12 protein-coding genes are annotated in these 15,241 nt (G+C 41.6%); 4 read left to right on the forward strand and 8 right to left on the reverse strand.

Annotated features, from left to right (window positions below):
• Positions 1 to 3 precede the first annotated feature (3 nt).
• On the forward strand, positions 4 to 552 hold the full coding sequence (locus DLM75_RS00545) for a YqgE/AlgH family protein (RefSeq protein WP_118966630.1): 549 nt from the start codon (positions 4 to 6) through the stop codon (positions 550 to 552).
• Between the two features lie 74 nt (positions 553 to 626).
• Positions 627 to 917: a hypothetical protein gene (locus DLM75_RS00550; protein WP_118966631.1), complete on the forward strand. Its 291-nt coding sequence runs from the start codon at positions 627 to 629 to the stop codon at positions 915 to 917.
• An 88-nt stretch (positions 918 to 1,005) separates the two neighbouring features.
• Here the strand turns inward: DLM75_RS00550 and DLM75_RS00555 are convergent, their stop codons facing one another.
• The 3 genes from DLM75_RS00555 to DLM75_RS00565 form a co-directional block, all read right to left on the reverse strand.
• The gene (locus tag DLM75_RS00555; RefSeq protein WP_118966632.1) at positions 1,006 to 1,542 is read right to left on the reverse strand and encodes a DUF1564 domain-containing protein; all 537 of its coding nucleotides are present in this window, start codon (positions 1,540 to 1,542) and stop codon (positions 1,006 to 1,008) included.
• 158 nt (positions 1,543 to 1,700) lie between these two features.
• Entirely contained in the window at positions 1,701 to 4,238 is a 2,538-nt protein-coding gene (locus DLM75_RS00560) for an ABC transporter permease (protein WP_167731714.1), read from the reverse strand.
• Positions 4,235 to 4,984, reverse strand: coding sequence for an ABC transporter ATP-binding protein (locus DLM75_RS00565; protein ID WP_167731715.1), 750 nt, complete (start codon positions 4,982 to 4,984; stop codon positions 4,235 to 4,237). Before DLM75_RS00565 ends, DLM75_RS00560 begins: the two co-directional genes overlap by 4 nt.
• 475 nt (positions 4,985 to 5,459) lie before the next feature.
• On the opposite strand from DLM75_RS00565, the gene leuS reads away from it, so the two are divergent.
• Entirely contained in the window at positions 5,460 to 8,051 is a 2,592-nt protein-coding gene (gene leuS, locus DLM75_RS00575) for a leucine--tRNA ligase (RefSeq protein ID WP_118966635.1), read from the forward strand.
• Positions 8,052 to 8,420: 369 nt separating this feature from the next.
• Here the strand turns inward: leuS and DLM75_RS00580 are convergent, their stop codons facing one another.
• From DLM75_RS00580 to DLM75_RS00600, 5 genes are all read right to left on the reverse strand, one after another.
• A complete protein-coding gene (locus DLM75_RS00580; RefSeq protein WP_118966636.1) occupies positions 8,421 to 9,491 on the reverse strand; it encodes an LIC10486 family protein in 1,071 nt (356 codons plus the stop codon).
• 6 nt (positions 9,492 to 9,497) lie between these two features.
• Positions 9,498 to 10,229, reverse strand: a complete 732-nt coding sequence (locus DLM75_RS00585) for a hypothetical protein (RefSeq protein WP_118966637.1) — start codon at positions 10,227 to 10,229, stop codon at positions 9,498 to 9,500.
• A 90-nt stretch (positions 10,230 to 10,319) separates the two neighbouring features.
• Complete coding sequence (thrC, locus tag DLM75_RS00590) at positions 10,320 to 11,666, reverse strand: threonine synthase (protein WP_118966638.1); 1,347 nt, start codon at positions 11,664 to 11,666, stop codon at positions 10,320 to 10,322.
• Positions 11,667 to 11,669: 3 nt separating this feature from the next.
• Entirely contained in the window at positions 11,670 to 12,662 is a 993-nt protein-coding gene (locus tag DLM75_RS00595; protein ID WP_118966639.1) for an SPFH domain-containing protein, read from the reverse strand.
• Positions 12,663 to 12,759: 97 nt separating this feature from the next.
• Positions 12,760 to 13,341 (reverse strand): LIMLP_15305 family protein, encoded by a 582-nt coding sequence (locus DLM75_RS00600; protein ID WP_118967898.1) that lies wholly within the window; start codon positions 13,339 to 13,341, stop codon positions 12,760 to 12,762.
• A gap of 264 nt (positions 13,342 to 13,605) precedes the next feature.
• Between DLM75_RS00600 and DLM75_RS00605 the strand changes: the two genes are divergently transcribed.
• Positions 13,606 to 15,204 (forward strand): LA_3751/LA_3752 family putative glycosyltransferase, encoded by a 1,599-nt coding sequence (locus DLM75_RS00605; protein WP_118966640.1) that lies wholly within the window; start codon positions 13,606 to 13,608, stop codon positions 15,202 to 15,204.
• The last annotated feature ends 37 nt before the right edge of the window (positions 15,205 to 15,241 follow it).

Raw genomic sequence — 15,241 nt, forward strand, 5'->3', positions numbered from 1 at the left:
AGAATGGAAGAAACGTACAACGGAAAGATTTTAATTTCCAATTCCTCTATCGTGATGGATTACTTTAATCAAACGGTGATTCTTATGATAGAACACGACAGCCAAGGTGCGTTCGGTTTGGTTTTGAATAAAAAGCAGGAAGCGGCCATCGGTGATGTGATTCAAGGAATTCCGGACCAAGTAAGTCGGAGTCTTCCGATTTACTCAGGTGGTCCGGTGGATCCGACTTTTATTTCCGTTCTTCACGAGAATAATAATTTATCTCAGCCGGGAATCGAAGTGATTCCGGGATTATATCTCGCGAGGAGTTTCGATACTCTTTTAGAACTGATTGATTCTCCTTCTAAATTCCACGTTTACCAAGGATATTCAGGGTGGGGTTCCGGACAGTTAGAAACGGAAATGAATCGGAAGTCATGGGTAGTTCACGAAGCGACAAAAGATTTTGTCTTGAATCAGGATCCGGAAACGACCTGGCAAGAGGCTTTGAGAAGTAAGGGCGGAATCTACCGCTATTTCGTAGAGCATACGAAAGACCCGATGTTGAACTAAGAAAAGCTTCCGAGCTTTTTCGCCTTTACAGAGAGAAAAGAATTTTTACGATCGGCTTCAAATAGGGGAATTGAATGAAAAAGCTTCAGAGCGTCTTATATATAATCGCTATTTTCGCTTCTTTGTTTTTGCTAAGAGATCTTTCAGCCGATGGTTGTTATATTTGCACTTCCGGTTCCACAGACCTTTGCAGAGATTATTGTCGATATACCGGCTCCGATACATTTGATAATAGAAAAAAATGTCAGGACAAAGGATGTAAGGTCGGGGGAACCGCTTCCTGTCCTTCCGCTTCCAACTATAAAGTTTGTTCTGCGAAATCTCAGATTTCTGAAAAGGAATTCTTCGCTTCCAATCTAAAATAAAGTCTTCCACTTCTAAAAGAGGAAATCTCTTATCGATGATTGCCCGTCCTCGTTCAATCGATTCAAAAAGAATTCCAGATCTTATTTACTATGTCTTAAACCAAGGAAAACTTGAATCAAAATAGGCCAAAATTGGATTCGGCTCGAACACCAGAAGACGCGAAACTCTATTGTGAGTGATTTCTAGTTGCCAGATATATCTGTAAACCTCGTGAAAGGTAGGAACTCCTCTGTTTAAAACTTTTACGAGAGAATCTCCGACTCCTGCCTGATCCAGGGACAACATATAATTAAAAAGAAAACAACGAGAAACACCGTGTGCGTGTGCCAACGTTCCTAGCAAAGCCCAATACCCTGTTCCCATTCGAACATTTAACTTTTTTAGGGCACCTTGATTTTTCTGATAGAGGGTGGTAATCCCTTGTTCATTGAACCTTTTTTGTGCACAGAGATATTTTCCATATCTTCTCAAAAGATAGGGAAGTTTTTTACCCAAGAGTCTTCTCTCTTCTTTCGGAAGATTTTCATAAAAAAATTCCGGCACAAGCAACGTCACTACTTTGTCCTGAACTTCTGCCAAAGCAGATTCTATGCTCTCATCGGAATTAAAGAAAATTTGCTCCATACCTTTTACGGTTCTTTTCCGAAGCTGAATCGCTCGTTTCTTTTCAAAAAAAAACTGCGAATCAAAAAATTCTTCTCATTAGGAAGTTAGAAAATTTGAAATTCTCTTAGCACAGTAACAAGGACTTCCCATCGACATGAACTCGATTTGCAAAGATATTACATCGCCTTCATAAAACTCACGGGAGGTTTCTTCCATTCTCCTCTTAGGTTCAAATAATAAACGGAAGTCGTCGCGAAGATCGTAAAAACATAGGCAATCAAATATTCCCAAAACGGATGCGAAGGTTGAATCTCCAAAACCTTCTGGCTTATCAACTCGTTTGCCACCCAAGCCAGAAACAATGCTAAGAGAAAGGAAAAAGTTCCCAAAAGAATTCCTTCCCATAAAAATACTTTTTTAAGAAACCCCGAAGTACCGCCAATAATCCGTAATAAGGTGGTTTCTTCGATTCTTTCCTTTCGACTCGAATTCAAAGCGGTCAAAATCAACAACAAAGACGCGCCTAAAATCAACCAAGTCATCAGTCGAATCGTGAAGGATATTTTTTCCAAAATCCCGAGAAAAGCACGTACCGCTTTGTCCGTATCAATGATCGTAAGATTCGGATATTTAGAAACTAAACTCTTCTGAAGATCGTATCTCTTTTCTTCGGACTCGATCCGGAGTGAACTCAGATAATATCCGGGAGCCTTTTCCAAAATTCCTTTCGAAAATAAAACGACGAAATTCGGACGCATATCGGCCCAGTTCACGGTCCTGAAATTGCGAATCACACCGGTCACTTCTACTCCCCCAATCAAAAAGGTAAGGCTATCTCCCAAATTGACTTTCAAATAGGTGGAGAATTCCTTTTCTACCGAGATTTGATCTTCCTCTCCTTTTCTCCAAAAATCACCATCTACAATCTTCTCCGTCGGATACGGATCATTTCGATAGGAAAGAAAGTATTCTCTTGTTCTCGCGGTGGATCTCCAATCCCTTTTCAATGCTGAGGATTCGGTCTCGTCCTTCTTCACGGTTTCGCCGTTTATCTTGGATAATCTCGCGCCGATCACAGGAGCAACGATCACCTTTTCTCCGCCGAATTCTTTCACAACTTCTTCGAAGTGTTCCTTTTGTTCGGGACGAATGTCCATAACGAAAAGATTCGGTCTTCGTTCTTTGTCCTTCGCACCGCTGTATTCCAAAAGACTCTCACTCACGATCAGCGATAATAGAAGAATAAACAACGAACTGGTAAGTCCGATCACGGAAAGGGACAACGTTGTACCAGGGCGATCGAATTTACCGATGATAAATCTCGAAAAAGGCGTCAGATCGCTTCTTTCTTTAACTTTTGAAACTAATATTCTAATTCCTGAATATGCCAAAAAAACAACTAAAGGGAGTAGAAGAAGAATGGAACAAAGAATCAACCCCTTCCAAGGGCTTTCCGTTTCCCACCAAGCCAATAGAAAAAACAATAAGAATAGAACCGCGTAGCCAAATATCTGAGTGATTCTAAACTTAGGAATTCGATCTGCTTCCTCTTGAAATTCTTCACTTAATGCGAGAATCGGTTTGAGAGTTCGGATTTCCACAAGAGATTCGATGGAGGAAAAGAAGGGAATCAAAATTCCTATCAACAACCCCCAAAGAAAAGAAGACCATCCGATGGAAGGTTTAAAACCGAGAAGATCCTCTCCCGCGAGATCCGGAATCCAACCCAATAAAATATTTCCTAATGCGATCCCAAGCATGGAACCGATCAAAGAAAAGAATAGCAACTCTCCTAAGACGATCAAACTTACCGCTCTTGGACTTGCACCGAGACATTTCAACACGGCGAGTGCGCCCGACTTTTCTCGGATTCCTGCTCGACTCGCAAGAAGAATCGAAATTCCACCCAAAAAGAAAGCGGACAAACCCAAAAGGCTGAAAAAATCCAGAGTGTTCGTTAAGAATTTTCGAGAACCCGAATTTGTCTCAGTAGAATCGTAAAGAGTTAAGTCTTTTTGAATATATTCTTTAAAATGAAGTTCTTTGTATTTGCTCGCAACGCTCGGATCCTTGAGTTTAATCGGAATCAGATAACTGATTCTCGAACCTCTCTGTTCCAAACCCGTGGAAGCCAAGGAAGAAGAAGTGATAATCGAAGTAGGAGCCATGGAGAGAAAACTTCCCGCAATCCCCGGCTCTTTCAAAACCTTCCCTTTTAAAATGAAATTTCTTTCGCCAAGAGAAACGGAAGAACCAACCTTTAACTTTAGATTTTTGATAAGACTTTCTTCGAGTAGAATCTCCCCTTCCTTGAGTTTGCGATAAGCCCCCGCAGGTTCGGTTAGAATTTCTCCGTAATAAGGAAATCTTCCCTTCATCGTTTTGATAAGCGACAAAGAAGTTTCGTCATTCTCCGGATTTCGAAGCATAGAAGCGAACTGCACGAGTTCCGATGTTTCCGATCCCTTTGGAAGACTTTGGGACATAAATTCTCTTTGTTCCGAAGTGATCGGTGAAGGGGTTTGAACCAAAAGATCGGAACCCATAAGGTTACGGGCTTCCTTTAAAATGGACCGGCTCAATTCTTCTCTATAAGCGTGAATCGCGGTAACAGAGCCGGTCCCGATCGCGATCGCTAAAACGATCTGCAACGCCGAACTTTTTCTTGAACGAAAATCACGCAGGATCGAAAGGATTAATAATTTCAGTTTCATCTTTTTTTCTTTGAAACCTTTTTCTTCGCAGATTTTACGGAGGTTTTCTTTTTAAATCGATTCTTCTTACCTTGAATTTCTCGAATGATTCTTCCGTCGCTCATTTCTAAAACACGATCCGCAAGATCCGCGACGGAATGATCGTGCGTAACTACGATCAAAGTGGAAGAAGTTCTTTGATTCAACTCTGCGAGAAGATTCATCACCATGATTCCATTCTTCTTATCTAAGTTCGCAGTGGGTTCGTCTGCGAATAAAATTTTCGGGTTGTGTATGAACGATCGGGCGATCGCAATTCTTTGTTCTTCTCCTCCCGAAAGTTGTCCCGGAAAATTCGAAGCTCTTTCTTTCATGGAAACTTTTTCCAACCACGAAAACGCTTGATCCCTTATCTGAGCCGTTGTCAATTTTGAATTTAAAACAAGAGGTAAAGAGACATTTTCCAACGCATTGAGTGATTTGATCAGTTGAAAATTTTGAAAAATAAATCCGATCTTTTCTCCTCGTAATTTTGCGAGTTCGTCTTCCTTTTTTTCCAAAAGAGGGATCCCGTCTAAGATCACTTCTCCCTCGTCCGGACGATCCAAACCTGCTGAAATAGCAAGCAATGTTGATTTTCCGGAGCCGGAAGGACCTATAATTGCGATGAATTCTCCTTCTTCGATCTGAAAAGAGATGTCTTTTAATATTTCGAGTTTTTTTCCCGAAACTGAATAGGACTTATTGAGATTTTTTACCTTTAACAAACGCGACACCATCCTTGTTTAGTCGAGAAAGAAATATATTTCCATTCGATCGGCTTTCATACATTGGAAACATGCATTTAAAAAAGCATTCCACATAAAACAAAAGATCTCAATTTTTTTAAAAAAAATTCCACTTATTTCTGATGAGTGTTCGCTAATTTTTTTTGACTCTAAACTAGCCGCTTTTTATAACGTAATCTCCGATCAGCCGGGAAGGGATGTTGTTGGATCACGTTTCTTTCCGGATTTATTGACACTCTGTAAATAAACAAATCAGCATGGATAAGTCTGGGAGCAAAATGCCGTTACTCGAAGAAAAACAAACAGAAGCGAAAGGGAATCATCTCTTGACTTGCACAGGATGCAGATCAAAGGTCACGCAACTTTACCAATACGATCTTTGTAAGTCATGTTTGAGTAAAACATTTCAAAGATTGATCAAGGTAATAGACTCAGTAAGAAAGTAAGGATCCAAATGCAATATCCGTTTCAGGAAGTAGAATCATTTTGGCAAAATTTTTGGGAAGAGAACAATAGCTTTCAGACAAATATTCGGTCTTCTAAACCAAAATTCTACTGCTTGGACATGTTTCCTTATCCGTCCGGCGCCGGTCTGCACGTAGGTCACCCGGAAGGATACACAGCCACCGACATTCTCTCTCGTTTCAAGAGAATGAAAGGTTTTGAAGTTTTGCATCCCATGGGTTGGGATGCTTTCGGACTCCCTGCGGAGCGTTACGCAATGCAGACAGGAGTTCATCCCGCCACTACTACAAAGAATAATATCGATAACTTTCGAAGACAGATCAAGATGATCGGCTTGTCTTATGACTGGTCTCGCGAACTTTCCACGACGGATCCGGACTACTATCAATTCACACAGTGGATTTTTCTTCAGCTTTACAAATCTTGGTACAACCCGGAACTCAAAAAAGCAGGTTCCATCGACGATCTTGTCGAAAGATTCTCAAAACAAGGTTCTGAGGGATTGGACTATAAATCGTTCAGCGCAGAAGAATGGAACGGGGCTTCTCCCGCGCAAAAAGAGAAGATTCTTTCGGACTTCCGACTCGTTTATCAAGCTGAAATCCCCGTAAACTGGTGCGAAGCCTTGGGAACCGTTCTTGCCAATGAAGAAGTGGAAGAATGGGTAGAAAAGGGATACGAAGTCGTTCGTAAACCGATGCGCCAGTATATGATGAGAATCACTGCATACGCGGATCGTCTTTTAGAAGATCTTACCCTAGTAGAATGGCCGACGTCTACGCTCGAGATGCAGAAAAATTGGATCGGAAAGAGCGAAGGACTGGAAATCACTTTTCCTTTTAAAAAATCGATCGGCGATCTCGATGGAATCCGAATCTTTACTACAAGACCCGACACGATCTTCGGAGTGACGTATATGGTCGTAGCTCCGGAACATCCGATCGTTTCCGCCATCACAACACCGGAACAAAAACAGAAAGTAGAAGAATACCAGAAAGCATCCGCTCTCAAAAGTGATTTGGACCGAACCGAATTGAGCAAAGAGAAATCGGGAGTATTCACCGGCGCCTACGTGCTCAACCCGGCGGATCCTTCCAAAGAAATTCCGGTCTGGATCAGCGATTACGTTCTCTACGGATATGGAACCGGCGCGATCATGGCTGTACCGGCGCATGATCAAAGGGACTTTGAATTTGCAAAGGCATTCGATCTCAAAATCATTCCGGTGATTGAAGGTGAGATTTCCGCCGACACCGCGTTTGATTCCAAAACATCCGTTTGTATCAATTCTTCTTCCGCAGAAATATCCATCGACGGTTTGAATTATACATCCGCTTCTTCTAAGATCATTTCTTGGGCCGAGTCCAAAAAGATCGGAAAGAAAAAGATTCAGTTCAAACTGAGGGACTGGCTCTTCGCAAGACAAAGATACTGGGGAGAACCGATTCCTTTGGTTCATTATCCCTCAGGTATTACGAAAGCGATTCCCGAATCCGAACTTCCATTAGTACTTCCTAATTTACCTGAATTTAAACCTTCGGGAACCGGAGAATCCCCTCTTGCTCTCGCGAAAGAATGGTTGAAATACAAGGATCCCGTTACCGGAGAAATCGGAACGAGAGAAACGAACACGATGCCGCAATGGGCCGGCTCTTGTTGGTATTATCTACGCTACATCGATCCGAAGAACGGTAAATTTTTCTGCGATTCGGAATTAGAAAAGAAATGGATGCCCGTTGATATGTATGTCGGCGGCTCGGAACACGCGGTTCTTCATCTTCTTTATTCCAGATTCTGGCATAAATTCTTATATGATATGGGAGTTGTCTCCACAAAGGAACCGTTTGGAAAACTCGTTCATCAAGGATTGATCCTTGGTGAAGACAAACGTAAAATGTCCAAATCTCTTGGAAACGTCGTCAATCCCGACGACGTGATCAAAGAATACGGAGCGGATAGCCTTCGACTCTTTGAAATGTTTATGGGTCCATTGGAGATGGTGAAACCGTGGAGCACGCGCGGAGTCGAAGGAGTGTTTCGATTTTTAAATAGAATCTGGAGACTCTTTCACAGCGGCCAAGAAGAATCCTTTCGGCTCGACGACGTAGAACCGACTCCGGAAGAATGGAAGATTCTTCATAAAACGATCCAAAAAGTTTCGGAAGACATTCCAAATTTTTCTTTCAATACGGCGATTTCACAGTTGATGATCTTCGTGAATGAGTTCACTCCTCTCGAAAGAAGACCGAAAAAAATATTGGAACCTTTCATTCTTTTGATCGCTCCTTTCGCACCTCACATTGCGGAAGAACTCTGGAAGCGAACCGGCAAAAAAGGATCCCTTTCTCACGAAACATTCCCGGAAGCGGACGCAAAATACTTAGTGGAATCCGAGATTCTCATCGTAGTTCAAGTAAACGGAAAATTGAGGGACGAGTTCAAAGCTCCGAAAGACGTAACGCAAGCAGACGCGATCACACTGGCGAAGAATCTGGAAAAGATAAAGGGAATCCTAGAAGGAAAAACAATCCGTAAAGAAATCTACGTTCCTGGAAAACTAGTCAATCTTGTTATCGCTTGAGTTTGTTTTCCTTCTGTCGTAAACTTATTCAACGAAGAAATCTACGTCCCTAGAAAACTAGTCAATCTTGGTATCGCTTGAAGTCTTCCATCTTTCGAAAGCTTATTCAACGAAGAATTCTCTCGCACGCAAATCTCTAAATGGAACCGGTCATTTCCGGAAGCGATTTGCCAATCCGAATCGTATATGATTCGTTTCAGCGAGAACGTTCTCTTGCAAGATCAATTAAAAGAACAGTCTTCTTCTAACTTTTTTCGGAAACATCCGATCCCAGTAAAAATTTGAATTCTGAAACCGGATCTTATAGTGCGAACAAATCACTTTCATTCTTACGATACGATCGTAAGACTTCGATTTTTGATTCGAAAGTTATTTTAGAATGAGAAATACGAGTAGGCCCAAGACAACGACAACACCCGCGACGATGATCATTCCTAAAGATCCGCTTCCGGATTCCACTTTTGTCGGAGTCGATGCGGCGCTGGTCGTTTTTCCTTTCACTCTTGCGAGTCGAACGGGACGTTCTTCGAAGGCCTGTAATAAGACACCGGAAGGTCCTTTTGCAAAGATATGGTATTCTCCTTTCCCAGCGGCGATTCCGATAAATTCTCCCACCACGCTCTTAGGATTGCCGGCGTCATCAAAACCGCCTAAGGTTTTCGCCATGGCCTTTTCATCCATACTCCCCATAGGCAATTGAAATAGGAGTTTGTCTCCTTCATTCAAATCGTCAAAGTCAACACCACCGACCGGGGAAAGAACGGTTTTTGCGAGCACCACTCTTCCGAAAGGTCTTTTGAACTGTTCGATCTGCCTCTGGACCGGAGTTTTTTCCTGGCTTTCTGGAACTTGTCCGATTCCGGGTTCTTCCGCCGGACGATTTACGGGTGGTATCACTCCGCTAAACACGTTCTTAGCTCTGAACTTCAAACTGGACATATATTCCACATCCGCTTGGATGCGAACTATATTCACTTTTAATGATGTTTTGATTTGATTTTCTAAAATATTGACAAGACTGGAAGCGTCGTTTCTTTCCCAATTCGGATAAGAAGATTCCAAAACAGCTTTGGTGAGTTTAGAGTATACGATCCGACCGATACTATCGGATAAGCCCGGGTCGAACGGTTCCGACTTCGCCGCTTCCACCATATCCAACGCAAACGCGGCGGAATCTTCAAAACTACGAATCTTACGAATCAAAGAAGAATTGGAAAAGAGAGAATAAATTTCTATTACTTCATTCTTATATTTGCTTACTAATGCGACGACGGCTCCACTTCTATTTTCGATATCGATCCTAATTTTCAAAAGGAAAGCGTCACGAATCTTTCCTTGAATCAGTTCTACTGCTTGATCTTCCGTAACTACGGATTCAAGAGCGAGATTCATTAGATTCGCTTGTTCTTGTAACTTATTAACTTGATTACTCGGTTCCATTATTCCTCATTCTACTAAACTAGGTATGAAACTTTGGCCTTTGCCGAATTTCAATCTCCTAGGAATATAATCCTCACTCAGAGGAATTTCAACTCTTGCAACAGTCTGCGAAATACCTTCTCTACTGTAAATCGTAAACAAGTGTCTGTCAAATCCGCTCTGTGCAACTAAAATTTCAACCATCGTAATTCCAAGTCCCGCGCCTTCCGTTGAATCTCCGAACTTCATAAAGAACTCAAAAAGATTATCGAAGTCCCGAGAAATTCTAAATTTTTCTCTTACTCTCTTCTCCTCCTGATCCGTTAAGTGAAAATTATTAAGAATTTTTAAAATAATACGATGCTTATTAAAAAAGAATGTTACTTTTATAGTTAGATCATGCTCTTTCATTTTCTCCCTATAAAATGGGAACTTCTTATCGCTTAAACTATTGTGAAAGGATTCCATTCCTATTTGATAATCTTCCAAAGATTCAATATTGAGTTTTGATTCTTTGAAAAGAATTCTTTTGATCGCGGCTTTTGTCGCATTAACGATCAATTCCTTAGAAGAAGTATAGAGAAGTTCCGTTAGATCCAAACGATCGTAACGAGTGAGAATTCCTTGAATGATATATTTGAGTTTTTTCTCACCCTTGGGCGTGAGGACATAGGTGATTAAAGATATGGGAACTTCTTTCGAAATTGCAGAATCGACTTCCATTTGAAAGTCCGCTGATACATCGTCAAAATCCCTCATGGATTAGAGATATGACGAAAAACTTCTGACTTTCGACGAAAAAAAAATAATTAAGAAAAAAAGTATTAAAATTCTTAAAAACGGGCTTTATTACAAATGTAACAGATTTCGAATCAAATCGATTACTTTCTCTGCTTTTGGCTCGATTCTATGAATGGAATTCACCATCTTAGAGTCCGTTCCGCCAATTTCTCCCGCATGGAATTTAAGCTTAAATTCAGTGAATTTTAATCCATGCGCAGTAGAGATGACGACCACATTCTCACCTTTTGAAATCGTTCCTCTTTTCAAAAGTTTATTCAAGGCCGCGAGTGCGACGCCTGTATGTGGATCATTGTAGAGACCGTAAAGATCTGCCCGAGCCGCCGCGTCGGAAAGTTCGGCTTCACTCGCTTGTTCCACAACACCGTTGAATTTCTTCAGAGTTTTGATCGCCTTCTGAATGGAGACCGGATTTCCGATTTGAATCGCAGAAGCCAACGTTGTCTTCGCAGAGACAGGTTCGAAACTTTCAAAATTCTTTAAATAAGACAAATACAACGGATTTGCGTGTTCCGCCTGGGCCAATACGATTCTTGGTAATTTATCGATCAACCCGAGGGAAAGCATCATTTCGAAACCGGCTCCAAGCGCAGAAACGTTTCCGAGATTTCCGCCGGGAATCACGATCCAATCGGGAACCTTCCATTCCAATTGTTGTGTGATTTCAACGGAGATCGTTTTTTGTCCTTCGATTCGTAACGAATTCATCGAATTTGCGAGATAGATCCCCGCTTCACGAGTGACCTCTTTGACGATTTGCATACATCCGTCAAAGTCCGTATCGAGTGCGATGACTTTCGCCCCGTTCGAAACCGGTTGGATGAGTTGCGCCTGCGATACTTTTCCAGCGGGAAGAAAGATAATCGCCGGTATTCCTGCTTTCGCCGCGTAGGAAGCCAGAGCCGCAGAAGTATCTCCGGAACTCGCACAAGCGACGGCTTTGATCGGAACTCCGCTCGCGATCATATGTTTGACTTGTGATAATAGAACCGTCATTCCGAGATCTTTGAAAGAACCGGTGTGTGAGATCCCGCACTGCTTTACGTAAAAACTTCCAAGACCTAAATCTGCGGTCAATCGCTCGGAATGAAAGAGATGAGAAAGCCCTTCCCCCGACGTTACGATATTCTTATCTTCGATATGGGGAAGAACCCATTCTCTCTTGTTCCAAATTCCGGAAGAATTCGGAAACCGAACGGACCGAAATCTGGAGTCGAACGTTTGTTTCCATTCTTCACCCGATACCGCCTTGAGGGCTTCTAGGTCGTGGGAGACTTGAAGAAGACTTCCGCATTTTCTGCATTCATAAACGATTTCATTTAGATCGTATCGTGTCTTACAGGAATCGTTTATACATTCAAATTCGGCTTTGTATCGAGTGAGAGTGGGAACCATATTTTAGATAGAATTCAAAATGTCCTTTTTTTTGGTATCAAATTCTTCCTGTGTGATCAGTCCACCGTCGAGGAGAGATTTCAATTTTGCGATTCTTGTCGCGGCATCGTCTCCTGCCGGTTTCGCTCCCGCTTGGTTTTGTCCCATCATATTCGCCATCATTCCGGCCATATTCATCCCCATTCCCAAACCCATTCCGGCGCTCATCCCTTCTCCGGCGGCGCCTCCGGGATTGTTCGCGGCGGCTTCTCCAATATCCAACATTCTTTTCTGCTGATACATATTTCCCATCGTTTCGATTTCGAATTTATCGGTGAGAACCTTCTGAATCTTTTGGAAGTTCGGGTCGTTTTGATCAAAATTGATCGATTGAATGAAGAAGTCCACAACCTCGAGTCCGTATTTCTGGAAATCGGGTTGTGTCTTCGTTTTCCCCGCATTGGAGGCTTCCTCGAGGTGTTGAGAGATCTGAGTAATCGGAACCCCGGTCTTTAATACTACTTCGGATATAAAATCGCTGAGTCTGGTGACGACCATCGGCTTTAGAAGTTTATCGACTCCGTCGTGATTGAATCTTTGTTGCGTTCCCACGACCGTGTTCACAAAAGATTTGGAATCGATCACTTTAATATTATAATTTCCGAATGCTCTGAGTCCGAGAGTAATATGATACTTAGGGTCTTCGATTTGAATCGGCGCCGGAGTTCCCCAAGTCATGTTGATCACGGACTTGTTTACGTAGACGATTTCCGCAGTAAACGGAGTCTGCCCGCCAAACGGAAGATTGACGATCTTTTCCAAGAGCGGAATATTTCCCGTTTTTAAGGTGTGTGTTCCCGGTCCAAAAACATCCAGAGCCTTTCCTTCTTTAAAAAAAACAGCCTCTTGACTTTCGTTTACGACAAGCTGACCGAAATGGCTGATATCGTTTCTCGGAAATTTCCAAACGATCTCTCCGGGTTGTCCTTCATATTTGATTACATCAATCAATGCCATGATTTATTTCCTTTTTATTATTTAAGATTTCTTATATCGAATGTAGACGTGGAAGTGCGCAGAATTCCATCTATCCAGTAAGACCTTTGTTCACCGTTTACAGTTTCGTAAACAGATCTTTCCGAGATCGAAATGCGTTCTCCAATTCATCCAGCGCGACTCGAATCTCGCCGACCAGGTTTCGCACTTCCTCAACGGAAGATTCGGCGGTAACTTTCAAAGCCTGGATCTTATTTTCAATTCCTTCCACTTCTTTAAAAAGGGAAAAATCGAATTCGGCAAGTTTTTCCAATTCTTCTTGAGTCGCTTTGAGTCCGGCTCCAAGACCGGTAATTCCATAACCTGCAGACTGAATCGTATTCGTAAGTTTATCGATGAGAACCACGGCGATTTCACTGCTTCCGATTAGATCCATTTTTCTCGCGGAAACGAACCCCTCTTCGAGCCTTCGCATCGGTTCCTTAAGACGAGAAATTTGAGAAGCTAGTTCTTTTCTCAAAAGAGAATCTGCATTTTGAAATTCGGTTCCCTTCAATCCACTCGCGTAGAGAGGAAGCTTTTCCATAAAGCTCCGAACCTTTCCCTTTTCCGATTTGTAACGATCGATGAGAGCCCTAACCGGAGATTGGGAAAGAAATTGACCAAGTAAATTCGAATCAGAGGAAGTTTCCTGTTGCATAACTTCAAGTTTTGCACGATTCCAAGAATGGATCAATGAAAAAATACTTCGTTTTACAATTCGTAATTCTTTAAAAAATTCATTTCGTAAAAAGAAAACCGATCTTCGATCAAACCGAAAAAGATCGGCTTAAGAAGGGAAAGCAGATTGACCCCGAAACGGATATCGATACTCTGACTTCGAAATGAAGGGAACGTTTTCTTGGGTTCTTTTTCTTTCCTCTCGATTGGATTCGTTTTCTATTTTTGAATTTTTGATAACTCAATGATCCTAAAACTCAAAGAATTCTTCGCTCGTTTCTTTCAAAACAAATACGCTTCGATTTTGGCCGCGTTTCTTTTTTCGTATTTTCTTTACTTAAGCATTCCTCCGAAATATCTTCTTTCGGCCGATCACTATGAAAAATTCATTCTCGGAAAATCGATTTTTTTAAGCGGCTTTCAATCCTTGGACGTATTCTATCCGGGGTTTGACTTTGATCCGGAACTTAAGTTTAGTTTGCTGAAGATGTCGATCGTAAACGGCCACAAGATCATCGCCTTTCCTATCTCTTTAGGAATTCTTTATGCGATCGTTTTTCCGTTCGGAGGAGTTTATGCAGTCTACTTTTTATCCGCCCTCTTGATCGGCTCTTCCTTATATCTTCTCGGGAAAGAATTCAAAATCCCGTCTTGGCAGATTTTTCTTTTTTCGATATTATCTCCGATCGTAATGAACGGTTATCTATTTATGGATGTCGGGGTCGGTCTTTTTTTATTTGTCTCCGGAATTCTTCTTTATCAAAAATCAAAAGAGAGCTTATCCATAACCTACGCGATTGGAAGCGTATTTTTTCTTTCGCTTTGTTATTGGTTTCGTTTGGAATATCTTATTTTTTTGGGGATCTACTGGATTACCGAAACATTCTTTCAACTTCCTCTTTCCAAAGAAATCAAAAGCAGAAAAAGTTTTTTCATCGTTTCTTCGCTTCTTTGTTTTTTCTTTATCGTTTACTGCGGATTCAACTTTACTCATTTCCATTCAGTATTAGGTCCGAGGTTCAATGCGAATTACGATTCCGCCGATGGATCCAATCTATTTAAGAATTTTATAAATCTTTTATTTTATGGAAATCTAAAGCTCGGACTTTTCGGCTATTCTCCTTTTTTATTTTTAGGAATCTGCGCTTTTGGGTTTTCATTTTTAAAGAACTGGAAGGGGCTTGAAACTAAAGAAAAAGCGCTCATCGCGTCTTCCATTCTTGGAATCCTCATCGCCTCGAGTACCGCACCGAACGATGGAGGAGCGGAATTCGGCTCACGCTATTTAACTCCTGGTCTTCCCGGACTTTTCCTTCTCGCGTCGCACACATTTCGGTTTTTAAGAAATCAAACTAATCTCTGGAGAATTCCATTCTATTTGATTCTTGGAATTTCCATCTTTCCCACTTGGATCTATTACAAAACAACCAAAGGTTTTGCTAAGAATACGAAAGGAGTTCAAGAATTTATCATGAAGGAACCGAAGGAAAATCTTTTGATCTTCCAAAACGGGCTCATCGGAGGAATGGCGAGTGAAGGACTTTATTTTCAAGGTAGAGTTTACGAGGCCGTCAACGTACAGGAATTAGTCGAGTTACTCGAAAAATATTCCGTATCTCGAAATCAAGTCTCCGTTCCTTTCGAATATTTCGCTTATACGAAAGTATATACGGAAGGAATGAAAGATTTGAAATACGATAAGGATACAAAAAATGGAATGCTTTCTTATCTAGAACAATTCGATCCGACTGCGATTGAAAAGATTCAGTCGATTCAGATCTCAAAAAGACAAAGTCTTGGAAGTATCGAGATTGTTTACGGCATCTATACGAGAAAACGATAATAAAATCCAATCAGGACAGAGTCACTTTTAATCAAAA

The sequence above is a fragment of the Leptospira stimsonii genome (assembly GCF_003545885.1).
Classification (GTDB): domain Bacteria; phylum Spirochaetota; class Leptospiria; order Leptospirales; family Leptospiraceae; genus Leptospira; species Leptospira stimsonii.